This is a genomic window from Urechidicola vernalis (genome assembly GCF_031846385.1).
Taxonomy (GTDB): domain Bacteria; phylum Bacteroidota; class Bacteroidia; order Flavobacteriales; family Flavobacteriaceae; genus Urechidicola; species Urechidicola vernalis.
The window spans coordinates 15,128-41,397 of the sequence record NZ_JAVRHV010000004.1; the positions used below are offsets into that span (position 1 = coordinate 15,128).

24 protein-coding genes and 1 tRNA gene are annotated in these 26,270 nt (G+C 34.8%); 4 read left to right on the forward strand and 21 right to left on the reverse strand.

Translation table 11 applies throughout. The annotated features are described in order from the left end of the window. Positions 1–6 precede the first annotated feature (6 nt). From RM519_RS08745 to RM519_RS08760, 4 genes are all read right to left on the reverse strand, one after another. The gene (locus RM519_RS08745) at positions 7–243 is read right to left on the reverse strand and encodes a hypothetical protein (protein WP_311593331.1); all 237 of its coding nucleotides are present in this window, start codon (positions 241–243) and stop codon (positions 7–9) included. 142 nt (positions 244–385) lie between these two features. Then, positions 386–790, reverse strand: coding sequence for a hypothetical protein (locus RM519_RS08750; RefSeq protein WP_311593332.1), 405 nt, complete (start codon positions 788–790; stop codon positions 386–388). A gap of 41 nt (positions 791–831) precedes the next feature. Then, complete coding sequence (locus tag RM519_RS08755) at positions 832–1,947, reverse strand: zinc metalloprotease (RefSeq protein ID WP_311593333.1); 1,116 nt, start codon at positions 1,945–1,947, stop codon at positions 832–834. A 163-nt stretch (positions 1,948–2,110) separates the two neighbouring features. After that, complete coding sequence (locus RM519_RS08760; RefSeq protein WP_311593334.1) at positions 2,111–3,328, reverse strand: aminotransferase class V-fold PLP-dependent enzyme; 1,218 nt, start codon at positions 3,326–3,328, stop codon at positions 2,111–2,113. Between the two features lie 95 nt (positions 3,329–3,423). Between RM519_RS08760 and RM519_RS08765 the strand changes: the two genes are divergently transcribed. After that, positions 3,424–4,656: a M14 family metallopeptidase gene (locus tag RM519_RS08765; RefSeq protein WP_311593336.1), complete on the forward strand. Its 1,233-nt coding sequence runs from the start codon at positions 3,424–3,426 to the stop codon at positions 4,654–4,656. A 4-nt stretch (positions 4,657–4,660) separates the two neighbouring features. Then, the gene (locus tag RM519_RS08770) at positions 4,661–5,995 is read left to right on the forward strand and encodes a serine hydrolase domain-containing protein (RefSeq protein WP_311593337.1); all 1,335 of its coding nucleotides are present in this window, start codon (positions 4,661–4,663) and stop codon (positions 5,993–5,995) included. Between the two features lie 95 nt (positions 5,996–6,090). Here RM519_RS08770 and RM519_RS08775 read toward each other — a convergent pair whose 3' ends face one another. The 6 genes from RM519_RS08775 to RM519_RS08800 all read right to left on the reverse strand — a co-directional run bounded on the left by RM519_RS08775 (position 6,091) and on the right by RM519_RS08800 (position 11,297). After that, positions 6,091–7,962, reverse strand: coding sequence for a M1 family metallopeptidase (locus tag RM519_RS08775; RefSeq protein WP_311593339.1), 1,872 nt, complete (start codon positions 7,960–7,962; stop codon positions 6,091–6,093). 22 nt (positions 7,963–7,984) lie between these two features. Then, entirely contained in the window at positions 7,985–9,646 is a 1,662-nt protein-coding gene (locus tag RM519_RS08780) for a S8 family peptidase (protein ID WP_311593340.1), read from the reverse strand. 7 nt (positions 9,647–9,653) lie between these two features. Next, a complete protein-coding gene (locus tag RM519_RS08785; protein WP_311593342.1) occupies positions 9,654–10,514 on the reverse strand; it encodes an MBL fold metallo-hydrolase in 861 nt (286 codons plus the stop codon). A gap of 95 nt (positions 10,515–10,609) precedes the next feature. After that, positions 10,610–10,680 (reverse strand) — tRNA-Cys (locus tag RM519_RS08790). A gap of 46 nt (positions 10,681–10,726) precedes the next feature. Continuing rightward, complete coding sequence (folB, locus tag RM519_RS08795; RefSeq protein ID WP_311593343.1) at positions 10,727–11,089, reverse strand: dihydroneopterin aldolase; 363 nt, start codon at positions 11,087–11,089, stop codon at positions 10,727–10,729. A 1-nt stretch (position 11,090) separates the two neighbouring features. Next, positions 11,091–11,297, reverse strand: a complete 207-nt coding sequence (locus RM519_RS08800; protein WP_432280183.1) for a zinc ribbon domain-containing protein — start codon at positions 11,295–11,297, stop codon at positions 11,091–11,093. 100 nt (positions 11,298–11,397) lie between these two features. Between RM519_RS08800 and RM519_RS08805 the strand changes: the two genes are divergently transcribed. Then, a complete protein-coding gene (locus tag RM519_RS08805; protein WP_311593344.1) occupies positions 11,398–13,491 on the forward strand; it encodes a glutamine--tRNA ligase/YqeY domain fusion protein in 2,094 nt (697 codons plus the stop codon). A 25-nt stretch (positions 13,492–13,516) separates the two neighbouring features. Here the strand turns inward: RM519_RS08805 and RM519_RS08810 are convergent, their stop codons facing one another. From RM519_RS08810 to trhO, 11 genes are all read right to left on the reverse strand, one after another. Then, positions 13,517–14,494 (reverse strand): DUF4837 family protein, encoded by a 978-nt coding sequence (locus RM519_RS08810; RefSeq protein ID WP_311593345.1) that lies wholly within the window; start codon positions 14,492–14,494, stop codon positions 13,517–13,519. 10 nt (positions 14,495–14,504) lie between these two features. Continuing rightward, positions 14,505–16,088 carry a LysM peptidoglycan-binding domain-containing protein gene (locus tag RM519_RS08815; protein WP_311593346.1) on the reverse strand — a complete coding sequence of 528 codons (1,584 nt, stop codon included), beginning with the start codon at positions 16,086–16,088 and terminating at the stop codon, positions 14,505–14,507. 1 nt (position 16,089) lies between these two features. After that, the gene (locus tag RM519_RS08820) at positions 16,090–16,848 is read right to left on the reverse strand and encodes an exodeoxyribonuclease III (RefSeq protein WP_311593347.1); all 759 of its coding nucleotides are present in this window, start codon (positions 16,846–16,848) and stop codon (positions 16,090–16,092) included. Positions 16,849–16,857: 9 nt separating this feature from the next. Then, positions 16,858–17,514, reverse strand: coding sequence for a 3-oxoacid CoA-transferase subunit B (locus RM519_RS08825; protein ID WP_311593348.1), 657 nt, complete (start codon positions 17,512–17,514; stop codon positions 16,858–16,860). Between the two features lie 4 nt (positions 17,515–17,518). After that, entirely contained in the window at positions 17,519–18,220 is a 702-nt protein-coding gene (locus RM519_RS08830; protein WP_311593349.1) for a CoA transferase subunit A, read from the reverse strand. 11 nt (positions 18,221–18,231) lie between these two features. After that, positions 18,232–20,559, reverse strand: a complete 2,328-nt coding sequence (locus RM519_RS08835) for a transglycosylase domain-containing protein (protein WP_311593350.1) — start codon at positions 20,557–20,559, stop codon at positions 18,232–18,234. A 14-nt stretch (positions 20,560–20,573) separates the two neighbouring features. Then, the gene (locus tag RM519_RS08840) at positions 20,574–21,059 is read right to left on the reverse strand and encodes a gliding motility lipoprotein GldH (RefSeq protein ID WP_311593351.1); all 486 of its coding nucleotides are present in this window, start codon (positions 21,057–21,059) and stop codon (positions 20,574–20,576) included. Beyond that, positions 21,052–22,356, reverse strand: a complete 1,305-nt coding sequence (locus tag RM519_RS08845) for a PSP1 domain-containing protein (protein WP_311593352.1) — start codon at positions 22,354–22,356, stop codon at positions 21,052–21,054. The genes RM519_RS08840 and RM519_RS08845 overlap by 8 nt, the downstream gene beginning before the upstream one ends. 129 nt (positions 22,357–22,485) lie before the next feature. Next, positions 22,486–22,716, reverse strand: coding sequence for a ferredoxin (locus tag RM519_RS08850; RefSeq protein WP_311593353.1), 231 nt, complete (start codon positions 22,714–22,716; stop codon positions 22,486–22,488). Continuing rightward, on the reverse strand, positions 22,716–23,960 hold the full coding sequence (locus RM519_RS08855) for a peptidase U32 family protein (RefSeq protein WP_311593354.1): 1,245 nt from the start codon (positions 23,958–23,960) through the stop codon (positions 22,716–22,718). Before RM519_RS08855 ends, RM519_RS08850 begins: the two co-directional genes overlap by 1 nt. Positions 23,961–23,964: 4 nt before the next feature. Beyond that, positions 23,965–24,996 carry an oxygen-dependent tRNA uridine(34) hydroxylase TrhO gene (trhO, locus tag RM519_RS08860; RefSeq protein WP_311593355.1) on the reverse strand — a complete coding sequence of 344 codons (1,032 nt, stop codon included), beginning with the start codon at positions 24,994–24,996 and terminating at the stop codon, positions 23,965–23,967. Between the two features lie 208 nt (positions 24,997–25,204). On the opposite strand from trhO, the gene RM519_RS08865 reads away from it, so the two are divergent. Then, a complete protein-coding gene (locus RM519_RS08865; protein WP_311593356.1) occupies positions 25,205–26,194 on the forward strand; it encodes an aspartate-semialdehyde dehydrogenase in 990 nt (329 codons plus the stop codon). Positions 26,195–26,270 lie beyond the last annotated feature (76 nt).

A 26,270-nucleotide genomic window follows, 5' to 3' on the forward strand; every position in this document is an offset into this window, starting at 1 on the left:
GTATTGTTAATTTTTAGGTGAATTGAAACCAGATACCATTGCCAATAATTTTAAACTCTTAATGGTGTCTAATTGATCTTTTAAATTTGCTTCTTCTGTTTTGTCTTTAGTATCAGTAACTAAAATTAAAACATCTTTATTTTCTGCAGGAATGACTTCGCAATTGGCCAAACTAGAAAGTTCAGCAACCAATGTTTCTTTTTGGTTTTCGTGCGGATGCGCCAAATAACTTTTTATAGGCATATAGCAGTTAGTTTAGTTTTAGATACCAAATTTAAAGGGAGCAATTTTTTAATTCTATGATATATATCATAGAGCCAGACAGGTATCTGTCTCAAATTTAATAAATTAATTTTAATTATTTGAAAGACAGTAAAAAGTTGCTCTAATTAGAATCGATGTAAATTAAATCGAAAATATAATCGATTAGTTCCTTAAGTTCGTTTGGAGGGTTTCCATGATCGAATGTTGATGATTTAAATTTTTTGCTATTACATTCAATTATCAAAGTTGCCGCCATCGCACCATCGAAATGACTTTTGGTAGAAGGGGGAACTAAAGTTGGAATAGCGTTTAAATCGATTTTACTTAAAAGAGCGTCTATTTTTTTCAATTCCTTTTTAGACAGTTTTTTTTGACCAGACTTTTGATTTTTGGAAAACTTTAATATTGAATTTGAAATTTCAAATTCAAAAGAACTTCCTCGGGTAGAGGCGTAATAACTTAAGGAGATATCATTATTTATATTTCCAATAAAAAGTAAAAATAAAAAACTAAAAGGGAGTTTCATTAAAAGAAAAAAGGAGGTCATTAGACCTCCTTATATTATGCTTAATTAATTAAATCTTCTCTAATTCCACCACTGGCAAACAATGCTCTCATTCTATCTACCTGCCCATTAGTAAACATATACATACAAGAATCATCAACATAATCCATATAATTCATATGCATATCTCTAGATCTACAATGAGAAATTACTTCATTAGGTCCAGGGCAATAGTAATTAGGTCTGTCTGAACTTGGAGTATCACCTACAAAATCGTCTTGCTTACAACGGCCATCACCCCAGATATGTCTTAGGTTTAAGTAGTGCCCTACTTCATGAGTTCCAGTTCTTCCTTGATCAAATGGTTGAGTAGCCGTTCCATTTGTTCCAAAGTATTTATGACCAATTACAACACCATCCGTAGTTTGTGAACCACCAGGAAATTGGGCGTATCCTAAAATAGTATTACTTCCTGATGTTAAATAATTTACCACCCATATATTTAAATGAGTTGATGGTGAAATAGCATCCTGACCACCATTACTTGAATATTTCATAGAGTTGTCAGTCGGCCAAGAAGTTCTGTTACTTTGTTTGATAGTTGTTCCTGCTAGGGTGAATTGTACATTAGCATTTCCCGCTACTCCTGAAAAATCACTAGGTATAGAACTAAAGTCACCATTACTTGCAGAAAAATCGGCATTTAATACATCAATTTGAGATTGAATTTGAGATTGAGAAATGTTTTCACTAGAGTTATTATAAATTACATGAACATAAACAGGGATATTAACAGTACCTTCATATGGTGTAGGTTCTTCGCCTCCACCACCGCCATTGCCGCCGCCATTGCCATTTCCTCCACCTGGTCTATCAGGTTTTTTACCAGCAATAAACTGACGCGTGTGTTTTTCTACATTATACATTTTTTGATACAAACCAGGGTTAGCGTCTAACTGTTGGTTTAATACTTTCATAGAAAAACATTTTTCTACAATTCCTTTTCCATTCGCAACTTTGCCGGTGTCATCTGACTGATCTGTATATAGGTAAAAATCGGTCATGTCAACATCTTGAGCAACAGATAATTCATCCGATGATGGGACAATTTCAGATTGATCTTCACAAGAAATTAGAAATGCTGTACATAGTAAAAGTAATAAGCAACTTTTTTTCATTTTAAATAATTTAAGTTAGTAATAATTTGAGGTCGTTTAGCAATTTTTCGACATCCCAATTTAACAAAAAAATATTAAAATGCTCGGGGGTAGTTGATTATGAGTTTAATTAAAGAAGAAAAATTAATGAAAAATAGATTTGATTGAATTTTATTCAAAAAAACTATCTAAGCATCATCTGTGCTTTTTGCACTGCACCTACTAAAACATCAATTTCTTCTTTGGTATTGTAAAATGAAAATGAGGCTCTAACGGTACCTGGTATTTTATAAAAATCCATAATAGGTTGTGCACAATGATGTCCAGTACGAACAGCGACTCCAAGTTTATCTAATATCACACCAATGTCATAAGGGTGGATTCCTTCTATGTTAAATGAAATGACTGACGTTTTCTTAGATGAAGTACCGTATATTTTAAGACCGTCAATCTTAAGTAGTTCCGAAGTTCCGTATTCGAGAAGTTCCTTTTCTTTAGTTTCAATTATATCAAAACCGATTGCATTTGCATAATCTAATGCTGCTCCAAATGCAATTCCACCACAAATATTTGGTGTTCCAGCTTCGAATTTATGAGGTAAATCTGCATAGGTAGTTTTTTCAAAAGTGACCTCTTTAATCATTTCACCTCCGCCTTGGTATGGTGGTAGTTTATTAAGCCATTCTTCTTTTCCGTAAAGCATCCCAACTCCTGTTGGTCCATAAATTTTATGTGCAGATGCCACATAGAAATCAACATCTAATGCTTGTACATCAGGCTTAATATGCGGACAAGCCTGAGCGCCATCAATTAAAACAGCAGCACCCACTTTATGCGCTTTTTTTATGATTTCTTCAATTGGGTTAATAGTTCCTAAAGCATTCGATATATGATTGGTAAAGACCAATTTAGTTTTTTCAGAAAGTAATTGATCATAGGCATCCATTTGTAATTCTCCTTCTTGGTTCATAGGAATTACTTTTAGAACTGCACCTGTGCGTTCGCACAACATTTGCCACGGAACAATATTAGAATGATGTTCTAAAGCAGAAACAATAATCTCATCGCCCTTTTCAAGAATTTCTGCAAATCCGGTTGCGATAATGTTGATGCTATGAGTTGTACCTGAAGTCATAATGATTTCAAAAGACTTCTTAGCATTGAAATGTTTTTGAATTTTTAAACGCGCCTCTTCGTATTTATCGGTTGCTTCCTGGCTTAAGGTGTGCACACCTCTGTGAATATTGGCATTGTAATTAGAATAGTAGTCTACAATTGCATCAATAACCGGTTGCGGTGTTTGTGCAGTTGCAGCATTGTCGAAATACACCAATGGTTTTCCGTTTACTTTTCGGTTTAAAATCGGAAATTCTGATCGGATCTTTTCTATATCAAATGCCATAATATGCTAATTGTCTGAATAAGATACAAAACTACAAATTAAGTGCTATTTTTGATGCAATCTAAATTGGAATTATCTCAATAATTATTAGCTCTATGAACATTCTTAAAAAGTTAACGCTAACTATTTTAACTTCTGCATTAATTGCTAGTTGTGCCACTGGAAAATTAAAAACATATGATGTACTTAAGCCCTCTGATACTTCAACCAGAGAAATAAGTTATCAAGAAAAGAAAATATTTAGCCCAGATGAGGTAGTCTATGCAGACAATCAATTTTTAGGGGCACGTTTAAATAGCTTTGAAAAGTTAAACGATTCTACATACCAAGCAACTATTTTGCCTGAGAATGAACCGATAAATCAAAGCCCAAATTATGCATTTCAAATTTGGTCTAAATCGGAGAAAGAAATTTATTTAAAATTAAATTATCCAACATCTGTTCATCGTTATTGGCCAAAATTAAGCGATAATAGATTGCACTGGTATCCAATAGACTCTAGCCGATATAAATTAGTGGATTCTCTTCAAAACGCACTATTAAAGTTAAAAATTTCTCCTAAAAAACAATGGGTTTCTGCACAAGAAATATGGAATTCAGACGACAATAAACAATGGTCTGAAACAACGTCAAATCATGAGAACGTTCGCTATTCAGTTATTGGTAAGAGTAAATTAGGAAAAGACATCATTGCCTTAGATATCTATAAAGATTCTCCAAAGAAAAAAGACATGATTGTGGTGGTAAGCCGCCAACATCCGCCAGAAGTAACGGGTTATTTGGCCATGCAATCTTTTGTTGAAGAACTATTAAGTGACACAAGATTGTCAAAAGATTTTTTAGAGAAACATAGAATATTGGTTGTTCCAATGATCAATCCAGATGGTGTAGATTTAGGACATTGGCGTCATAATACTGGAGGAGTCGATTTAAATAGAGATTGGGCTTATTATAAACAAACCGAGGTTGATGTAGCCGTGAACTATCTTGTTAATGAGTCAAACAAATATAAAAACAAGGTACTATTCGGTATCGATTTTCACTCCACCCAAACAGATTTATATTACACAATTCCTGAAGAAACAAAATCAGTTATCCATCCATTTAAAGACTATTGGATTCAAGGGATTGATGACGCATTTGAAGGGTATACGCCAGATGACCAGCCTTATGCTTTAGAGCAACCCGTTTCAAAAACTTGGTTCTACAAACAGTTTGGTGCAGAAGCCATGACCTACGAGATTGGAGATGAAACACCACGTGATTTTATAGACGCTAAAGCTAGAGTGGCGGCAAAGGAAATGATGAAGTTGTTAATTCTGAGATAAGTATATGAAAAAGTTTTTTAAGTATTTCGTAATATTCTTGGCTCTTGGGTTGGTATATACAGTGTATACAAACTATCCGAGGCTCAATTTAATTACAGGTTTTTCCGCAAAAAGTACGGCTTCAATCGTGTTTTTAGCGGATAGGACATTAGAATCGGTAGAAGAATTTGACAATAACTTTCCTCCAATTACGGAAGGTGCTAGTAGTGTAGATAAAGTTTCTAAAACTACATCGGCCAAGGTGTTTGGATTGAAAAAAAGAACGGCAGTTTATAGGGAAGGCCTTGGGGCCGTTTTGGTGAACGATGAATATGACGAGAACGAACCCTATCTCGTTCCGAAAAGAGATAAAACACCAAAAGCACTTCCGTTTCCTTATGGGAATTTACCTCAAAAAGATACCGTATTTAAAAATGTTGATTATAACAGGATTAACGGAGCTGTAGATCAGGCTTTTGATAAAAATGGGGACTGGAATAAGAAGACGAGGTCTTTATTAGTTGTTTATAAGGATCAGATTATTGCTGAGCAATACGCAGATGGCTTCGACGAAAATTCATTGCATTTGGGTTGGTCTATGACAAAAAGTGTGATGAGCACTGTTTATGGGGTTTTGAACGAACAAGGAAAAATGGATGTGAATTCGCGTGCACCAATTGTGGAATGGCAGAACGATGAACGCGCTGAAATTACAATTAACAATCTGTTACAAATGAATAGTGGCTTGGATTGGGTAGAGGATTATTTTATCATTTCTGATGTAACCAAAATGTTGTTTTTAGAGAGTGACATGACGAAATCGGCTATTGAAAAACCACTTGTTGGTAAACCAAATGAGTCTTGGTATTACTCTTCTGGAACGAGTAATTTATTATCCGGAATTTTAAGAAATCAATTTGATTCACGTCAAGCCTATTTAGATTTTTGGTATTCTGATTTTATTGACAGAATTGGAATGCATTCCATGACTGTTGAAGCCGATATGGCAGGAAATTATGTAGCCTCATCATATGCATGGGCTACTGCGCGCGATTGGGCAAAATTTGGTTTGTTGTACGAGCACGATGGCAATTGGAATGGAGATCAAGTATTAACTGCAGAGTGGATTGATTATGCCACTACTCCAACCAATACATCTAACAATACCTATGGAGCACAACTTTGGTTAAATGCAAATGGGAAATTCCCGGATGCGCCTAGAAATATGTTTTATGCCGATGGATTTCAAGGCCAACATGTTTTTGTATTACAAGATCAAGATTTAGTTATTGTTAGAACGGGACTGTCGGATATTGACTACAATTATATCATTAAAGAAGTATTAGAGAGTATTAAGTAGCGTGAGCTGTTATGCTACCTTTCATTGGATTGACAATTAAAAAACCCAGTTCTGAAAATACAGAACTGGGTTTTTTAATTATAAGAATTGTCTTACTAATTTTTAACTTCTAAATCTGCTGGTTGTTCTTCACCAACAAGTTCAATAACATTATTGGTTCTATCAACATCCGCCATTAATTGAGAAGGGTCAATCTCTACAGATTTAATATCCTTAGATGCTTTAATTGTATATGTTGGATGCACCCAAGCCCAGTTGCTTAAAACAGTCGCTTGTGTAGGTTTTTGGCCTAACATCATTTGTAACGGAATGTAAAAATCTTCAGAAGTACCATCCGTATAGTTAACGGTTACATCAACAGGCATTGGCATTTTACCAATTCTTTCTAAAGTGATGTTTTTATTTGCTACTACTTTAATACCGAAATCTATAGTATGTGTAGTTTTAGCAAATTCGTTTAAATACCAATCTAATTGCATTCCAGAAACTTTTTCTGCAGTCCTTTTAATGTCGTTTGGAGTTGGATGTTTAAATGAAAAATCTTCAAAATACTTATGAATAGTTTTGGCAAGATTTTCTTTACCAATTACATATTCTAATTGTGCTAAAAATACAGCCCCTTTGCTATAAGCAGCAGCACCATATGCGCTATTGTATTTGTAATGATCTGCATAGGTTGTTAATGGTTGCTCTTTTCCAGAATTTGCCAAACCGATGTAACCTCTATAAGATCCACTCGCAGGATTACTGCTTTTTCTCTCCATCACTTCATTCATTGCTCTACCAGAAATGTATGATGTAAATCCTTCATCCATCCATTCGTGTTTTGTTTCATTGGTAGCCAATAAAAATTGGAACCAAGTGTGCGCAAATTCGTGAGCCGTAACTCCAATTAAACTTCCTAGATTTCTACCACCTGTAATTAAGGTACACATAGCATATTCCATACCGCCATCACCTCCTTGAATAACAGAATATTGCTTGTAAGGATATTGTCCAATATGCTTGTTGAAATAAGAAAGGATATCGGCTGTTTTAGGTTGTAATAATTTCCAGTTTTTTGTGATCGTTGAATCGTTTTTGTAAAAGAAGTGCAATTCAACATCATTCTCTGCTATTATTTTATCATGAATATATTCAGGATCTGCAGCCCATGTAAAGTCATGTACATTTGGTGCTTTAAAATGCCAAGTTAATTTTTCACCTTCTGGCAATTTCATTTTCTTATCCGGATTTTCATATCCATGCCCAACTTCTTGCGCATTTTGTAAATAACCAGTTCCACCAATAGTGTAGTCCTTATCGATATGAATTGTTACATCATAATCTCCCCAAACCCCATGAAACTCGCGAGCAATATATTCTCTTGCGCTCCAACCTTCAAAATCATATTCGGCAATTTTAGGAAACCATTGCGCCATTGATAAAGCAATTCCTTCCTTACTATTTCTACCGTTTCTTCTAATTTGTAAAGGAACTTGTGCTTCCCAAACCATTTCAAAAGTGGATTTTTTTCCAGATGCTAAAGGTGTATTTAAAGTTACTTTTAAGATAGTTCCAATAACTTCAAATTTTACAGGCTTTCCGTCTTGTTTTAATGAAAGTATTTTTTGATAACCTATTTCATTCGGTTTTAATTTTGCAATTCTAGATTCATAAACAGGTCTGTATTTAGAACCTACATTCTCAACCATTCTTTTATCTGGATCGTCAATATTTTGCAAACGAACATCCATATTGCTTCCTGGTTGAAAAGCGTTAAAGAACAAGTGATAAAACACTTTATCCAAATCGTCTGGTGAATTATTGGTGTAAACCAATTTTTGATTTCCTTTATATTGATATGTATTCACATCCATATCGATATCCATGGTGTAATCTACATGTTGTTGCCAATATGAATGTGATTGCGCAGATAACGAAACAATACACAGGCATAATAAAGAGGTTAAGATTAGTTTTTTCATGCTACTGAATTTAGGTTATTATTTATTTTTGGTTAACTATTTGATTTGCTAAAACTAAGGCATTGTATGCGTTTAAGATACTTCCTGAAACTGATAGGTCTTTAAAAGCAACTAAGGTTTCATCGCCACCTGGCAATAATACATCAAAATTCACTTTTGTTCCAGAATTCATAATAATATGTTTTACTTGGCTTGCAGAAAGTTCTGGATAGTAAGATCTAATCAATGCAGCAACTCCCGCTACTGCCGGAGCGGCCATAGATGTTCCTTGAATCGATTCATATTCATTATTAGGAACCGTCGAATAAATTTCAGATCCTGGAGCGAAAATATCTACATTCTTTCTTCCGTAATTAGAAAATGATGAAACTAAATTTTTATCGTAATGCTTCGTAATAGATCCAATAGTAATTACATTGTCTACTATTTCAGTAATTTTATCTGGAGCATCTGTTGGAAAGTTATTTACTTTATCAATATTCTTCGCATCGTTTCCGGCAGCATGTACTAAAAGTACGTCATGTTTCTCGGCATATTTTATTGCATCATAAACCCATTCTGCGTTTGGCGAGTATGATTTTCCAAAACTCATATTAATTACTTTAGCACCATTGTCTACAGCATATCTAATGGCAAGGGCAACATCTTTGTCATATTCATCTCCATCTGGTATAGCACGTACAGAAAGTAATTGTACATTTTGAGCAACTCCATTCATTCCGGCACCATTATTTCGGGTAGCGAATCCAATTCCCGATACATGCGTTCCATGCATTTCATCTTCTAAAGAACCAATTACATAGTTATTTCCGTAAGGTACATCAGAGAGATTAGTTACATCATCATTGGTTTTTCTACCATTAAATTCAAGATTGTAGTTGAAATCTGCCTGCCCTTTATAATAGTCTTTCCCTTCTTGAAGTTTTTCAATAAACTCTTGCGGACTTCTGCCTGCAGCGACAACTTTTATTAAATAAGGGTCGATTTTATCTTGAGGTAATGTCTTTAATTCGTCTATTGAATAAGTAGATTTGTTCAATTCTTTTTGCGCAAAAGCATCGCTTTTAGAAATGCGTTCTAATAGCCCCGAAAAAAAGGAAACATTCATTTGTAATTCCTCGTTTTTCTCATTGAACTCGGCCTTTAGTTCTTTGTAAAAGACATACTCTTTTTGTTGAGATTCTGATACTTCTTCCTCTGAAACTCCATCGTAAGTTTTGCTTAACGCTGCATACAATCTTGTTAATTCTAATTGCTCTGGGTTCGCGGTTCCTTCAGGGCCGCCTAAAAAATTCCAACCATTAATATCATCAACATACCCGTTTTTATCATCATCTTTTCCGTTGTTTGGAATCTCATCAATATTGGTCCAAACGTTGTCTTTTAAATCTTCATGTGTAATATCAATACCAGAATCAATAACTCCAACAATTACCGTTTCCCCTTTCTTATCGGCTAAAAACTCGTAGGCTTTTTCGATACTCATACCCGGAATAGAGTCCGTTGCCAAATCGACCTGAGGCCATTTCTGTAATTCCTCTAAATACATTTCCTGTTGTTTTGCAGGCACATTTATGGTTTCAAATGTATTCTCTGGAACAGGAATTTTATGAATTGATTTTGAGGGATTACAACTCGCTAATAGGGCTATAAATCCTAAACTTAAAAAAGATGTTTTGTTCATTTACTATTTAATTAAAAATTTCTGAGAATTTAAATGTTTGGTTTAATCGAACTCCCTTTTCGGTGTCCTTAACCGTACATAATTCTGTTTTACAATCGTGCTCTAAAAAAAGATAATAGTTTTGGTTAGCAGCAATCTTTAGAAATTTTTCTTTTTCTTGAATTGTGAGCAACGGTCTGGTATCATATCCCATAACATATGGTAAAGGAATGTGTCCGGTAGTTGGTAACAAATCAGCCATAAATACCAAGGTTTTATCTTGATATTTAAGCATTGGTAGCATTTGTTTTTCTGTATGTCCGTCTACAAATAAGACGTCGAATCCAAGCGAAGTGTTTATAATTGAATCAGTACTATTATGGTTTATAAAGTTTAACTGACCACTTTCTTCAATTGGAGTTATATTTTCTTTTAAAAAGGAGGCTTTTTCTCTAGCATTTGGTTTGGTAGCCCAATCCCAATGGTTAGAATTACTCCAAAATTTTGCATTTTTAAATGCGGGTTGATAAAAGGTTTTATCGTTATTCCATTCAATGGCACCTCCGCAATGATCAAAGTGCAAATGCGTTAAGAATACATCGGTAATATCATCTCTATGAAAACCTAAATTGGCTAAAGATGTATCTAAGGTAAAATTGCCAAATAGGTAATAATATCCAAAAAATTTGTCCGATTGTTTGTTTCCCATACCCGTATCAACAAGAATTAAACGGTCACCATCTTCAATTAAAAGACAACGCATGCTTAAATCAATCATATTATTGGAGTCTGCTGGATTGGTTCTTTGCCACAAACTTTTTGGCACAACGCCAAACATGGCACCACCATCAAGTTTAAAATTTCCAGTTTCTAAAGGGTATAACTTCATCTATTCTTATGCGGCTGCAAAGGTCTGAAATTAAAACAATTATTTCTGTTAAAAAAATTAAAAAACCGCCAATACAAAGTAAGGCGGTTTTCTAGAGGCGTCGAACGGATTCGAACCGATGTACAAGCTTTTGCAGAGCTCTGCCTAGCCACTCGGCCACGACGCCAATAAGGCTGCAAATTTAATTATTTTTATTTTGCAAACAAGTATTTTTAACCTTTCCTTTTTCTACTTAAAGAAACAGTTACCATTTCTACATTTCCGCCTATCGGTGGATTTATTTTTGAAACATCTATATTCGCGATAGTCACCATTGGGATTTCCTTCAAAATTCTAACGATAATTCGATCTGCCACATGTTCTAGAAGTTTCGATCTAATGGCCATTTCTTCCTTAACTATAAGGTTTAGATGTACATAGTCGACTGTATCTGCAAGTTCATCAGACATTGTTGATTTTGCAAGGTCTGCTTTTACTTTTATGTCAACTCGATAATCAGATCCAATCTTTCCTTCTTCTACTAAACATCCGTGATAGGCATATAACTGAATGTTTTCAACTTTTATAATGCCCATTTTATCCTGTAAAAAAATCAAAAATATTACTTAAAGCTCTTGTTGGGGCCTTATAAAACTCTGTGTATTTACATCTTTCACAAGTAACAGAAGTGTATTTCTCTGTTTGTACATCAAAAATTTTGGATAAGGCTCCGCCCGTTGCTCTCATTTGTCCAATTTCGTACGAATTGCTTTTACACTTTGGACAGGTGTAATTTAATCCCATTTCATTCATCTCATTTCTTTTTTTCAAATATACAAACCACGCCATTATTTGTAGTGGTATTGCCAAAAAAATCAATAATTTTGCAATTCATTTTAATACTATGGCTGAAGAGACTAAATCTTTGAATTTTATAGAGCAAATCGTTGAAGATGATTTGGCAAATGGATTGGATAAAAGCAAGTTGCGTTTTCGTTTTCCTCCAGAACCTAATGGGTATTTGCATATAGGACATGCAGCATCTATCTGTTTAAATTTTGGATTAGGGCTGCGTTATAATGCACCTGTAAATTTGCGATTTGATGACACCAATCCGGCGAAGGAGGAGCAAGAATATGTAGATGCAATTAAAAATGACGTACAATGGCTTGGGTTTAAGTGGGATCAAGTATTGTATTCTTCGGATTATTTTCAGCAATTATATGATTGGACGATTGATCTAATTAATGATGGAAAGGCGTATGTTGACGAACAATCTTCTGAAGAGATAAGAGAACAAAAAGGAACGCCAACAAGCCCAGGAACAAACAGTCCATATAGAGATAGGCCCATTTCAGAAAACTTGGAATTATTCCAAAAAATGAAGGATGGTGCATTCGATGAAGGTGCTGTTGTGTTGCGTGCTAAGATTGATATGCAGCATAATAATATGCATATGCGCGATCCAATTTTATACCGTGTATTAAAAAAGTCGCACCACAGAACTGGAGATGATTGGTGTATTTATCCTATGTATGATTGGACCCATGGAGAATCTGATTATTTGGAGCAAATTTCTCATTCGTTCTGTACATTAGAATTTAAAAGTCATAGAGAATTATATGATTGGTATTTAGACCAAGTTGTAGATTCTGAAAAAATAAGACCAAAACAACGTGAGTTTGCGCGTCGAAACTTGAGTTATACGGTAATGAGTAAGCGTAAATTATTGCAATTAGTTGAAAGCGGTGCCGTTAATGGTTGGGACGACCCTAGAATGCCTACAATATCTGGATTGCGAAGACGAGGTTATACACCAGAATCTATTGTTAATTTTAGTAAAATTTCTGGAATTGCGAAACGAGATTCTATTACCGATGTAGCCTTATTAGAATTTTGTATTCGAGATTATTTGAATAAAATAGCGCCAAGAGTAATGGCTGTGTTAGATCCATTAAAAATTGTAATCACGAATTATCCTGAGGACAAAGAGGAGTTTGTTGATGCTAATTATAATGATTACGAAGAAGGATTTGGAAGTAGAGCAGTCCCATTTTCTAGAGAGATTTATATAGAGAAAGAAGATTTTAGAGAAGAAGCCAATAAAAAGTTCTTTCGTTTAAAATTAGGAGGTGAAGTTCGTTTAAAAAACACCTATATTATTAAGGCGAATGAGGTGATAAAGGATAGCGAAGGAAATATTATTGAAGTACATTGCACTTATGATGAGGATTCTAAAAGTGGTAGTGGTACCGAAGCAAGTAAAAGAAAAGTGAAAGGAACTTTGCACTGGGTATCTATAAAACATGCCGAAAAAGTGGAAGTTCGGTTATACGATAGATTGTTTACAGATGAGGCACCAGATGGTCATAAAGAAAGAGATTTTAAGGATTTTATCAATCCAAATTCTTTAGCAATAGGAACTGCATTCGTAGAGCCTAGCCTTAAAAATTCTGAAGTAGGGGATAAATTTCAATTTCAACGTAAAGGATATTTTTGTGTAGATACCGATTCGAATACAGACAAACTAATTTTTAATAAAACAGTAGGTTTAAAAGATTCCTTTGCAAAGATTGAAAAGAAAGCATCACAACCTGCTAAGAACGATTCGTTTGAAAAAGTAGGACCGCTAGCGGGTAAATATTTGAAAGCGAGAAGCGACGAAGATAAAAATGAAATTAAATCAGAAATAGCGGGGTTAAGTCAGAATATCTCTTTCAACTTTTTGTTAAGTCCAATGCAAATAGCCAAGTCAAACAAAGAAATTTTAGCCTGTTTGTTAGTGTTAGGTTCGGGTATTGAAATAACAGAAAATAAAGAGTTCGATGGTTTTATTACAAATATTTTAAAATCGAATAATTCTACAATAAAAGTAGAAGGGATAAAATACATATTGAACAATACAATGTTAAAGACAAAGTTCAATTCTGATTTGAATACCTTAAAAACAACGGATAAGAACAGTTATGTAAGAAACTTGCTAGAAGAGCAACTTTAATAGATACTTTATTTAATAATCGATTTTAGTTCAGTTTTACAGTTTTTAAAACCGCTTCAATCTCGAACATATAATCTCTTTTGTTGGTTGCCGGAGCATAGGTAAATCCTTCTATTACTACTAATCTATTGTTAGGTTTGTCTACAATAGTATAACTTAAAAAAGGGCCTGCCATAAATGCATTTTTTACTTCCCATTTTCCTCTAGTTTGATACGCTTTCTTTTCATCAATTTTAGTGGATAGCACTTGGGGTGGATATGCTGCTTCTGTAATCATATACATTCCTTCTTTTTCACCAGGAATATACTTTTCACCAATTAAGTCTCTTGTAGTTAAAATGTTTAACCCATCTTCATCTTCTTGAGACGAAATAGGCATTTCATAGACTAACAAATTTGTGTTTTGTCCATCACGCACATGCTGTCTAAGCCATAAAAAATCACCTGTATCATCTACCAATTTATAGGCTCCAGGAATTTGCATACTAACTCCTAAGTTTTTTAAAGTATTTAATTTACTAATATCCAATTGATTTTTTCGCAATCTATATTGAACGGCTTTTAAATCTTCATTCTTAAATATTTGAACAATATGCGCTTTCTTTTCTTCAATAGTTTTGAGCAATGATTCCTTATTTGGCTCTATTAATTTCACAATAGTTTGTGGTTTGGCATATACGTCTCTTTGAATGGTAAACTCAGATGTAGCTCCTAAACCAACGATTAAAATACTTTTAGATCGTTTAAATAAGTGGCCAAAACCATTTACTTCTACATGTGTAATATTAAATTGTGGTTCTTTTTGTGGAAGCCCATAAACATCTTCTCTTAGCGCATCTTGTAATGCGGTTCCTTCAGCATTGTCCCAAAATTCATTGTCCATTACAACTAATAATTGGTTCATTCTTCCGTTGGAATCCACCAGCATTAGTTCTGGTTTTTTATTATTACAAGAAAATAATACGGCACATATTATTAATGTAGAAAGGACACGAATTTTCATAAAAGTTGAATTAATAGATTTTTAGTTTCATTCCAGGTTTCAATGACTTAGCCGACCAAATATCATTCCATTCTTTCAAATTTTGAACTGAAACATTAGAATATTTTTGCGAAATTAACCAAAGAGAATCTCCTTTTTGAACGGTATACGTTTTAAATGAACCTTTAGGTTTTGAAGTCGTTGAAGATTTTTTGGTTGTTGAGGTACTAGCCGTTGCACCCGACTTTCTTGGATAAATTGTAAGACGTTGCCCAACCTTTAAGCGATTGCTTCTTAACCCATTCCAGCGTTTTATTGAACTGACACTTACTCCGTATCTATTTGCAATTTTTCCTAAATAATCTCCGCTTACAACTCGGTATCTAATACGATCATTTTGTTCTATGTATTGTGGAAGTGTCTGTTCACGTTTTTTCTCTTCTTCATCAACAAAAGCGTATAACTCTTTTTCATTGCTTGCAAATTGACCGATATTGTACAATGGAAGTCTCACATAATAATCACGTCCTTTTACATGAGGTATAATATCTAACTTGTACTGAGGATTTAAGAATTGCAACATCTCAATATCAACATCTAAATATTTGTTTAATTGCTCAAATGTTATCTGCTGTTTTAGATGAATTGTATCAGTTTCAAATAAATTGATCACCTCTTTTTCAGGTTTTAAACCATGTTCTTCGGCATATTCAAAAATATAAAGTGTTGCATAAAAAGCAGGTACATATCCGGCCGTTTCTCGAGGTAAATAATTTCGCATGTTCCAATAATTCTTGCTACCACCCGAACGTCTTATGGCCTTGTTTACGTTTCCTGGACCAGAATTGTATGCAGCTAGCGCTAAATCCCAATCGCCAAACATTTTGTACAATGCCGCTAAATATTCACAAGCAGCTTTAGTCGCCTTTAATGGGTCTTGACGATCATCTACATAAGAACTAACGTCTAGTTTAAATTGTTTCCCGGTTTGATACATAAACTGCCATAACCCAGTTGCGCCTACTCTAGATTTTGCTCTTGGCTTTAAGGCGGATTCTACAATGGCTAAATATTTCATTTCCATCGGAATGTCATATCTATCCAGCTCCGCTTCAAACAAAGGGAAATAGTATTGTGCGCGCGCCATTAACTTGGCAAATGTTTGTCTTCGGTTTTTTAAATAACTTTTAATTATGCGTTCTAAACTAGCGTTGTACTCTACATTAAAAGGGGTGTTACTATCTAAATGCGCTAAACGTTCTTTTAAAAGTTCAGTTGGTAATTCTGGTAAAACCACATCTTCTAACAATTCTTCTGTAAGTACATATTGAATTGTATCATACAAAGGAGAGCTGTACATTTCTTGTAACCATAAACTATCAATTAACGTAATCTCTTTATGATTTTTTAACTGATTTGTTTCTGGAAGAACGGTATCATTTATTGCAAGATTTGCTTCTTGTAAATTTTTTATGGTATCGTTTACTGTATTTTCCTTTAATTCGCTAAAACGAGTTTTCAGTGAATCAGTAATTGTTTTATCTGCTTCTTTTTGAGCAATAATTTCACTCGAAAAAAGAAGAACACATCCTATTAGGGCTATTCTCAACTTCATATTAATCTATTTCTACTCCAATTGGGCAATGGTCTGAATGCTTTGCGTCAGGTAAAATAAAGGCTCTTTTAATTTGATTTTTTAAAGGCTCGCTAACCATGCAATAGTCTATACGCCAACCTTTGTTATTATTACGAGCATTCGCTCTGTAGCTCCACCAAGAATAATGATCTGGTTCTTTGTTTAGATGTCTAAAACTATCTATAAAACCACTGTTTATAAAGTTTCCAATCCATTCTCGTTCAATAGGTAGAAATCCAGAAACGCCTTTCATTTTCGGATTGTGAATGTCTATTGCTTCATGACAAATATTATAATCACCACAAATAATTAGGTTCGGAATCTCTTTCTTTAACTCATTTACATATTCTTGAAATTCTGCCATATAGTTCAACTTAAAATTAAGTCGAGCATCATTTGTTCCTGAAGGTAAATACAAACTCATTATGGATACATTGTCAAAATCAACGCGAAGGTTTCTACCTTCAAAATCCATTGTTTCTATTCCTGTACCATATTCCACATGATTGGGTTCAGACTTGCATAAAACAGCAACACTGCTATATCCTTTTTTTTGTGCAGAAAACCAATAATGGTATTTGTACCCTACATCTTCAAACACGTTTAAATCCAATTGCTCTTTGTGTGCTTTTGTTTCTTGAATACACACAACGTCCGGATCTGCGGCCTTTAACCAATCTATAAACCCTTTTTTAAGGGCTGCTCTTATGCCATTTACATTATAAGAGATTATCTTCATTCTTTATACTTATAATTTCATTTCAGGAATAACTCCTTCAACAATTAATTTTCCTGCCGTTGCAGTTTTAATTTCCTCTACCGATACTCCGGGAGCTCTTTCGATTAAGTGAAATGCATTTTCTTTTATTTCTAAAACCGCTAAATTGGTCACTATTTTCTTAACGCAACCCACACCCGTTAGAGGTAGTGAACATTGTTCAAGTAATTTAGATTCTCCTCTTTTATTGGTATGCATCATAGCAACAATAATATTCTCTGCAGAAGCTACTAAATCCATAGCACCTCCCATCCCTTTAACCATACGTCCAGGAATTTTCCAATTGGCTATATCTCCATTTTGAGCAACTTCCATGGCTCCTAAAACTGTTAATTGCACGTGTTGTCCACGAATCATGGCAAAACTAGTGGCTGAGTCAAATAACGAACCACCTTTTAAAACGGTTACTGTTTGTTTTCCTGCATTTATCATATCTGCATCTTCGGTTCCCTCAATAGGAAATGGTCCCATTCCAAGTAATCCGTTTTCAGACTGAAACTCAACTTCAATTCCTTCCGGAATATAATTTGCAACCAGGGTTGGAATTCCAATACCCAAATTTACATACCATTTATCTTGTAATTCTTGTGCAATTCTTTGTGCTATTTCTTGTTTTGATAACGCCATAATATTAAGATTTAGGAGTTACTGTTCGCTGTTCAATTCGCTTTTCATAATTTGTTCCTTGAAAAATGCGTTGAACAAATATTCCTGGTGTATGAATTTGATTTGGGTCTAATTCACCAACCTCTACCAATTCTTCTACTTCGGCCACTGTTATTTTACCTGCCATTGCCATCATTGGGTTAAAGTTTCTAGCAGTTCCTTTAAAGATTAAATTACCTGCAGTATCTCCTTTCCATGCTTTTACAAAGGCAAATTGTGGATTAAATGCATGTTCCAAAACATACATTTTTCCATTGAATTCTCTCGTTTCTTTTCCTTCTGCGACTTCAGTTCCATAGCCAGCAGGTGTAAAAAATGCCGGAATCCCAGCCCCTGTAGCTCTGCATCTTTCGGCCAACGTGCCCTGCGGAATTAAATCTACTTCCAATTCGCCGCTTAACATTTGGCGTTCGAATTCATCATTTTCTCCTACATAGGAAGAAATCATTTTTTTGATTTGACGTTTCTGTAATAGTAACCCCAATCCAAAATCATCTACACCAGCATTATTTGATATACAAGTCAAATCAGATACTCCGAGTTTTACTAATTCAGAAATACTATTCTCTGGAATTCCACAAAGGCCAAATCCGCCCAGCATAAATTCCATTCCTGATGTTACTCCTTTCAGAGCTTCTTCAGCATTAGAGACTACTTTGTTTATCATGGCAATAAATTTTAAAATTCTATTTCTTCTTCTACCTCTTTTTTCTTTTCTTCTAAAGGATCTTCACCTTCTTCAGGTTCGTCAGAGCAGTTAATTCTAATTGAAACGTCCTCAGGTTTTTCAAATTCTTCTTGACTTATACTTAAAGATTCATCTTCATATAATTTCTTATAGTACAAAGCCCATATTGGCAGTGCCATAGAGGCTCCTTGCCCTTGTGTAATAAATTCGAAATGCGTAGCGCGGTCTTCACCACCTACCCAAACACCAGTGGCTAAATTTGGAACTATTCCCATAAACCAACCATCAGACTGGTTTTGAGTAGTTCCTGTTTTACCGGCAATAGGGTTGGTAAACTCATAAGGATATCCGGTAGCAATGTTATCCGGATAACTGCCCCAATTTCCTCTTAAACGGACACCTGAACCGGCAGTAGTAACACCTTCTAATAAATTCAATATTACGTATGAAGATTCCTCACTCAAAACCTCTTTGGTTTCAGGAGTGAATTGTTCTAGAATTGTACCGTTTTTGTCTTCAATCCGTAACACCATCATTTGTCCAACTCTTAAACCTTTGTTTGCAAAAGTAGAGTAAGCGCCAACCATTTCATATAAACTTAGATCTACAGAACCTAAAGCAATGGCAGGTACTTCTGGAATTTTACTATCTATGCCTAAAGAATGCGCAAACCGCACTACGTTCTTCGGATGTACTGCATCAATTGTTCGAGCTGTAATTACGTTTACTGATTTTGCCAAAGCATCTTTTAAAGTAAGCATTCCGCCATAAGCATCTTCAGGGTTTTCATCCGCTCCAGAATTTTTTGGAGACCAATCATCTGGCATTCCGTATTTGTCCTTAGAGATTGTATATGGTGTATTCGGGAAACTATCACATGGAGACCATTTCAATTGATTAATTGCAGTTGCATATACAAATGGTTTAAAGGTTGACCCCACCTGGCGTTTTTGTTGTTTTACGGCGTCAAATTTAAAATGCTTATAATTTGTACCTCCTACCCAGGCTTTAACATGGCCTGTTTGCGGTTCTATGGACATTAAACCAGCACGTAAAAAATGCTTGTAATAAACAATGGAATCATAAGGAGTCATAATTGTGTCTATATCTCCTTTGTATGAAAACACACGCATTTCGGTTTTTTCACGAAACGTTTGTCTAATTTCTTTATCATCTTTTCCTTGTGCCTTCATCCTTTTCCAACGTGTAGAACGTTTCATAGCTTGTAGCATTATGCGCTCACGATCTTCTAATTCAACATCATAGAATGGGGCTGTTTTATTTCGTTTTTGTTCTTTAAAAAAGATGCGTTGCAAATTTTGCATATGCTCATTTGCTGCTTCTTCCGCATATTGTTGCATACGAGAATCTATAGTTACATAAATCTTTAAACCGTCTCTATGTAAGTTGTATTTATCTCCATTTGGTTTTGGATTGTTTTTAATCCACCCATTCATATAACTTCTTAGATATTCTCTGAAATGAGTTGCCAAACCATCGGCGTGACTTTCCGGAGACCAGTTTAAAACAATAGGTAATTCTTGAAGAGAATCTTTCTCTTTTTCTGTCAAAAAGCCATTTTTAGCCATTTGACTGAACACTACGTTTCTTCTTGCTAAAGATTTGTCTTTAGAAATTTCTCTTTTCGGATTAAATTGCCTTGGGTTCTTTAGCATTGCTACCAAAACCGCTGATTCCTGAACATTTAAGTCCTTCGGTTCTTTCCCGAAGTAAATACGAGATGCCGAACGAATTCCAACAGCTAAATACAAGAAATCGTACTTGTTCAAGTACATGGTTAAGATTTCTTCTTTGGTATATTGGCGTTCTAACCGAATTGAAATTACGTATTCTTTCACTTTTTGAAACACACGGCCAAAAACATTTTTAGACCCTTCTCCATGAAACAATAATTTTGAAAGTTGCTGAGTAGTAGTGCTTCCTCCACCGTCTTGACCCAATTTTACAATAGCTCGTGCAGTGGCTTTAAAATCGATTCCTGAATGTTCAAAAAAACGTTCATCCTCTGTAGCTACTAGTGCTTTGACAAGGTTGTCTGGTAAGTCTTTAAATTTAACCGGAGTTCTGTTTTCATAAGCATATTTTCCAAGTGTCTTACCATCAATAGAAATTACTTCAGAGGCTAAATTTGATTCTGGATTTTCTAATTCTTCAAATGAAGGCATATGTCCAAGCGCACCAATGGATGCTAATAAAAAAGGTAATATTGCTAGAATAACACCTGCAATGAACAGTTGCCAAAACAATTTAAGGTAGTTTCTAGACGTTGCTTTTTTTGCTGATTTTTTCTTTGCCATTTTTAAATGGGAGTTTAATGGTTTATTGCTTCTATTCTAAAGCCAAGGTCTGTAACACCTCTTAACGAATCTAATGCCTGAATATTGCCAATTTTACGCATTGCTTGTTCCACTTTTATTGTGTATTGTCCTAGCTGGTTAAAGCGGACATTTTCTTTATAAAATAATTTATTTTCTTTAATATCTGTATAACCCGATCCAAGAAAGTTTCCTTCTTTATCCGTCATTTCATACTCTAGAGTATCAATTACTCTAAACCCATCAGGAAAATTGATTTGCGCTATAATAAATAGATTGCTGAATTCATAATCTTTGTTGTTCCTTAGGTTGATAAATAAGTTGTTCGTTGTAATTGTATCATCAACCTGCACATTAAACAAAACGGGCTTGTTTTTAAGCCAAATATCATTGTCTAATGAGTTGTATTCATCGAAAACTCGATTAGAATCACATGAAATAATTGCAATTCCCAAAAAAACAATTAAGAAAATATTACGCATCTTTTTGATTGTTTTGGTTTGGTTTAGGTCTTGGTTTTCTTCTTTTATTTCGGTTATTTCCTTGATTAGGATTCTTATTGTTGCCTTGAGGTTGCTGTTTTTTAGGACGCTCTTTTTGTCCACCTTCTTTTTGCCCTCCCTTTTGTTTATTTTGATGTTGAGGTTTTTTGCCTGGTTTTCTTTTATTTCTTCTTCGTTTATTACGTTTTGGTTGATCAAATCGTGTTAGACTATCCTCACCTACTGCATCTTCAAAACTTACCTTTTTCTCCGAAACAGCATCCAATTCGTAATCTTCTAAAGATGATACAGTCTCACCTCCTTTATTCGCTTCAACTATTTCTTTTAGTTGTTCAAGATCTAATTTGTACCATTTAAAAGACTCATCTTTATACGTATACCAGAACTCTTCTTTAAAAATATCCATTTTCACAAAAACAGCGTCACCTCTATCTGTTTTTAAAACGGTTTCTTTTTTAGGGAAACTTTTAATGGCATCTAAATAAGAATCTAATTCAAAATTTAAGCAGCATTTCAGTTTTCCACATTGTCCTGAAAGTTTTTGAGGGTTTAGAGATAATTGTTGATAACGTGCCGAAGCCGTGTTCACTTTTCTAAAATCAGTTAACCAAGTTGAGCAGCATAACTCTCTTCCACAAGAACCGACACCTCCTAAACGAGCAGCTTCTTGTCGCAGTCCAACTTGCTTCATTTCTACTCTAATGCTAAATGCACTAGCTAAATCGCGAATAAGTTGTCTAAAATCTACACGTTCATCGGCTGTATAATAGAAGGTTGCTTTATTTCCATCACCCTGATATTCAACATCTGACAACTTCATTTTTAGGCCTAAACGACCTAAAATTTCTCGGCCTCTTCTTTGTGTTTCAATTTCTTTATCGCGTGCTTTTTCCCAAATATCAATATCACGCACAGAAGATTTTCTATAGATTTTTTTAACATCTTCGCTGTCAATCGCCACCCCCTTTTTCTTCATTTGAATGCGAACCAATTCACCTGTAAGCGATACCGTTCCAACATCATGCCCTGGCGATCCTTCAACAGTAACCACCTCGCCCATGCACAATTGCAATCCTTCGTTTTTGTAGAAATGTTTCCGTCCGTTTTTAAAACGAACTTCCACTATATTGAAAGGTTCCTGACCGCTTGGAAGTGTCATATTAGACAGCCAATCAAAAACCGTTAATTTATCACAACTACCAGTACCACAGTTTCCATTGCTTTTACAGCCTTTTGGAACACCATCTTTGGTAGTAGAGCAACTATTACAGCCCATATTTATATATTTTGAAATGTCTAGTTAACAAGATTAAAAGACATTAGGGATTCAACCAATCATTTTCACTAATCCGTAAAGATATGGAAAAAAGAAGAGGTGAATGAGAAAAATTTTAAGCGAAAGTAACTACACCTGTTTTACATCAATAATCTTAACTGGGCAGGCTTCTTTAGCCTTAAAACTCTCATCAAAAATATTTTCGTCAGGCGACTTTAGGGTAAAAAAACCTTTTTTCTCTTGTGAATGTAGTAAGACCGATTTTCCGTCTTTTTTTGACATTTGAAACTGTCCTGGCGCTAATTCAACACAATAGTTGCAACCAATACATTTGGCTCTTTGTAAAGTAATTACAACCATTAGGCTTCAACTTTGTTTTCTACTATTTTGTATAATTTATCTGAAGGACGAATTCTAAATTCTAAAGGTATGGTCACAGAATCGCCTTTCTGGGCTTTCTCTCCAGACAAATCATTTACATACATTTCTGAAACCTTCATTTCTTTTGCTCCTGTAGTTGGCCCTGTAATTAAAATAGTGTCACCCACATTTACGTCATAAGCTTCAATCTTAAATTCTCCAATTTTTGGTTTCGGAAAATAGTGCATTCCTTTACCCAGATAAACTTTTTTCTGTGTAGCATGACTTCCAGAACCTTTGCTCCATTCTCCTAGCTTTTGGCCTAAATAATAGCCACTCCAAAATCCACGGTTATAGACTTTCTCCAATTCTTGCATCCAACCGATTACCTTTTCTTTGGTATATGTTCCTGCTTCAATTTCGTCAATCGCCTCTCGGTAGCATTTTATAACTCTGGCAACATATTCTGGAGCGCGCCCTCTTCCTTCAATCTTTAAAACTTTAATTCCTGCATCTTCAATTTCATCTAAAAAATCAATAGTACATAAATCTTTTGGAGACATAATATACTCATTGTCCAGTTCCATTTCAAAACCAGTTTCCTGATCTATGACCGTATATTTTTTACGGCAGTTTTGCTTACAAGCTCCTCTATTTGCAGATGAGTTGTGCGAGTGTAAACTCATATAGCATTTTCCTGAAACCGCCATGCAAAGCGCACCATGTCCAAAGATTTCAACCTCTAGTAATTTACCTGAAGGTCCTCGAACATCATCCTTTTCTATTTGCTCTGTAATCTTTTTTACCTGGCGTAAGCTCAACTCACGACTCAATACTATAGTATCAGCAAACATGGCGTAAAACTTCGCAGTTTCAATATTGGTGATATTAATTTGAGTAGAAATATGCACCTCCATTCCAATAGCTCTTGCGCTAGCAATTACCGCCTGATCCATTGCAATTACTGCAGTGATATCGGCATCTTTTGCTTTTTGTATCAGTGTTTTTACAATCGATAAATCGTGATCGTAAACAATTGTATTCAGGGTAAGATAGGTTCTTACATTCTTCGCGTTACATCTGTCAGAAATTTCTTGTAAATCTTCTAGGGTAAAATTAATAGATGCTCTAGCCCTCATGTTCAATTGCTCAACACCAAAATAAATGGAATCAGCACCATTATCTAAAGCGGCTTGCATAGATTCAAAATTCCCTGCAGGTGCCATTAGTTCTATTTTTTGCATCCTATTACTTTTTGAATTTTAAGGCCTCAGAACGTCCTTTTTTGAAGATTTTATTGCTATTTCCTTTTCCTTTTCGCAATGCTTTTTGCTCTTCAAAGGATAAGGCGGCAATTTCCTTGCAGTCTTCGGAACAACAAGTATTCATTTTCTCTGAACATGATTCACATTGAATAAATAACAAATGACATGCTTCATTATCACAATTCACATGTGTATCACAAGGCTCACCACATTGATGACAATTAGAAACTACATCATCAGAAATACGTTCTGCTCTTCTATGGTCAAACACAAAGTTTTTACCTTTAAACTTATTTTCCAACTCTTGACTTTCAACTTGACGTACGTAATTAATGATTCCGCCTTCTAGTTGAAATACATTCTTAAATCCTTTATGCTTGTAATAGGCGCTCGCTTTTTCACAGCGAATACCTCCTGTACAATACATCAACAAGTTTTTGTCTTCCTTGTTATCTTTTAAATCTTCTTCAATAATGTCTAAAGAATCTCTGAACGTATCAACATCAGGAGTCACTGCACCATCAAAATGACCAATTTCACTTTCATAATGATTTCGCATATCCACACAAACAGTGTTAGGATCGGCCAACATATTATTAAATTCCTCTGCATTTAAATGAACCCCAATATCTGTAACATCAAACGTATCATCATTCAGACCATCGGCAACAATTTTATTTCTAACTTTTATTTTTAGTTTTAAGAATGATTTATTGTCTTGCTCAACAGCAATGTTTAATCGCACATCTTTCAGGAAATCAATACTGTCTAAATGGGCTTTAAACTGCTTGAAGTTTTCTGCAGGTACAGACAACTGAGCATTGATACCTTCATAGGAAACGTAAATACGCCCTAAAACATCTAATTTATCCCATTCAATGAATAAGTGATCTCTAAAAATCTGTGGATTTTCTATCTTATGATATTGATAGAAAGAAATTGTTAAACGGTCTTTTCCCGCTTTATCTATTAATTCAGCGCGCTCTTTGGCACTTAACTTATTGTACAGTTGCATGCTATACCAATTTAGTTAAACAAAAATTTCCTGCAAATGTACGTTAGATTCCTTGATTTTGAGCCATTTTAAGTCAAAAATACTTGTTACGCATTCAATTTTGTTAACTATTTAACAATCTGATAAAAATTGATTAAAATTCTCTAATTCATTTTTATATGGTTGATTTTTCCAATCTTTGCACCACTAAAATTTAAAGAAAGAAATTATGAGAGTTGCTGTTGTTGGCGCTACTGGAATGGTAGGAACTGTAATGTTGAGAGTGTTAGCTGAAAGAAAATTTCCAATTACGGAATTAATCCCTGTTGCTTCGGCAAGATCTGCGGGTAAAAAATTACCATATAACGGAGAAGAATATACTGTTGTAACATTAGAAGATGCAGTAAAAATGAATGTTGATATAGCGTTGTTTTCTGCTGGAGGAGATACATCTTTAGAATGGGCTCCAAAATTTGCAGCGGCCGGAACAACGGTGGTAGACAATTCATCGGCATGGAGAATGGACCCAACTAAAAAATTGGTAGTTCCTGAAATTAATGGAGATGTTTTAACTGCTGAAGATAAAATTATAGCGAACCCAAATTGTTCTACAATTCAGTTGGTAATGGCATTGGCGCCATTGCATGACAAGTATAAAATGAAGCGTTTGATTATTTCTACATACCAGTCCGTTTCTGGAACAGGTGTAAAAGCTGTTCAGCAATTAGATAATGAAGAAGCAGGTGTTGAAGGTGAAATGGCCTATCCACACCCAATTGGAAGAAATGCTTTGCCACATTGTGATATTTTTATGGATAATGGGTATACTAAAGAAGAAATGAAATTGGTAAAAGAGCCGAAGAAAATTTTAGGTGACGATTCTTTTGCGGTAACAGCAACCGCTGTTCGAATTCCTACTGCTGGTGGACATTCGGAATCGGTAAATGTTGAGTTTGAAAATGATTTTGATTTGGATGAGGTTCGTCAATTATTGAATGACTTCCCTGGAGTAGTTGTACAAGATGATTTAGCAACAAACACCTACCCAATGCCAATTTATGCAAATGACAAGGATGAGGTTTTTGTGGGAAGATTGAGAAGAGATGAGTCTTTACCGAATACATTGAATATGTGGATTGTTGCGGATAACTTAAGAAAAGGAGCCGCAACAAATACGGTTCAAATCGCGGAATATTTAGTAGAAAAGGAATTGGTTTAGTGTCGAGATTGTTAGATTTCTAGACTTTTAGATATTAAGAACCCTTTTGTTTTTTCAAGAGGGTTTTGTTTTTAAA

Excerpts from the sequence above, each read along its gene's own strand:
- RM519_RS08745 (WP_311593331.1), bottom strand. The coding sequence starts at position 243 with ATGCCTATAAAAAGTTATTTGGCGCATCCGCACGAAAACCAAAAAGAA.
- RM519_RS08750 (WP_311593332.1), bottom strand. The coding sequence starts at position 790 with ATGAAACTCCCTTTTAGTTTTTTATTTTTACTTTTTATTGGAAATATA.
- RM519_RS08755 (WP_311593333.1), bottom strand. The coding sequence starts at position 1,947 with ATGAAAAAAAGTTGCTTATTACTTTTACTATGTACAGCATTTCTAATT.
- RM519_RS08760 (WP_311593334.1), bottom strand. The coding sequence starts at position 3,328 with ATGGCATTTGATATAGAAAAGATCCGATCAGAATTTCCGATTTTAAAC.
- RM519_RS08765 (WP_311593336.1), top strand. The coding sequence starts at position 3,424 with ATGAACATTCTTAAAAAGTTAACGCTAACTATTTTAACTTCTGCATTA.
- RM519_RS08770 (WP_311593337.1), top strand. The coding sequence starts at position 4,661 with ATGAAAAAGTTTTTTAAGTATTTCGTAATATTCTTGGCTCTTGGGTTG.
- RM519_RS08775 (WP_311593339.1), bottom strand. The coding sequence starts at position 7,962 with ATGAAAAAACTAATCTTAACCTCTTTATTATGCCTGTGTATTGTTTCG.
- RM519_RS08780 (WP_311593340.1), bottom strand. The coding sequence starts at position 9,646 with ATGAACAAAACATCTTTTTTAAGTTTAGGATTTATAGCCCTATTAGCG.
- RM519_RS08785 (WP_311593342.1), bottom strand. The coding sequence starts at position 10,514 with ATGAAGTTATACCCTTTAGAAACTGGAAATTTTAAACTTGATGGTGGT.
- folB (WP_311593343.1), bottom strand. The coding sequence starts at position 11,089 with ATGGGCATTATAAAAGTTGAAAACATTCAGTTATATGCCTATCACGGA.
- RM519_RS08800 (WP_432280183.1), bottom strand. The coding sequence starts at position 11,297 with ATGGGATTAAATTACACCTGTCCAAAGTGTAAAAGCAATTCGTACGAA.
- RM519_RS08805 (WP_311593344.1), top strand. The coding sequence starts at position 11,398 with ATGGCTGAAGAGACTAAATCTTTGAATTTTATAGAGCAAATCGTTGAA.
- RM519_RS08810 (WP_311593345.1), bottom strand. The coding sequence starts at position 14,494 with ATGAAAATTCGTGTCCTTTCTACATTAATAATATGTGCCGTATTATTT.
- RM519_RS08815 (WP_311593346.1), bottom strand. The coding sequence starts at position 16,088 with ATGAAGTTGAGAATAGCCCTAATAGGATGTGTTCTTCTTTTTTCGAGT.
- RM519_RS08820 (WP_311593347.1), bottom strand. The coding sequence starts at position 16,848 with ATGAAGATAATCTCTTATAATGTAAATGGCATAAGAGCAGCCCTTAAA.
- RM519_RS08825 (WP_311593348.1), bottom strand. The coding sequence starts at position 17,514 with ATGGCGTTATCAAAACAAGAAATAGCACAAAGAATTGCACAAGAATTA.
- RM519_RS08830 (WP_311593349.1), bottom strand. The coding sequence starts at position 18,220 with ATGATAAACAAAGTAGTCTCTAATGCTGAAGAAGCTCTGAAAGGAGTA.
- RM519_RS08835 (WP_311593350.1), bottom strand. The coding sequence starts at position 20,559 with ATGGCAAAGAAAAAATCAGCAAAAAAAGCAACGTCTAGAAACTACCTT.
- RM519_RS08840 (WP_311593351.1), bottom strand. The coding sequence starts at position 21,059 with ATGCGTAATATTTTCTTAATTGTTTTTTTGGGAATTGCAATTATTTCA.
- RM519_RS08845 (WP_311593352.1), bottom strand. The coding sequence starts at position 22,356 with ATGGGCTGTAATAGTTGCTCTACTACCAAAGATGGTGTTCCAAAAGGC.
- RM519_RS08850 (WP_311593353.1), bottom strand. The coding sequence starts at position 22,716 with ATGGTTGTAATTACTTTACAAAGAGCCAAATGTATTGGTTGCAACTAT.
- RM519_RS08855 (WP_311593354.1), bottom strand. The coding sequence starts at position 23,960 with ATGCAAAAAATAGAACTAATGGCACCTGCAGGGAATTTTGAATCTATG.
- trhO (WP_311593355.1), bottom strand. The coding sequence starts at position 24,996 with ATGCAACTGTACAATAAGTTAAGTGCCAAAGAGCGCGCTGAATTAATA.
- RM519_RS08865 (WP_311593356.1), top strand. The coding sequence starts at position 25,205 with ATGAGAGTTGCTGTTGTTGGCGCTACTGGAATGGTAGGAACTGTAATG.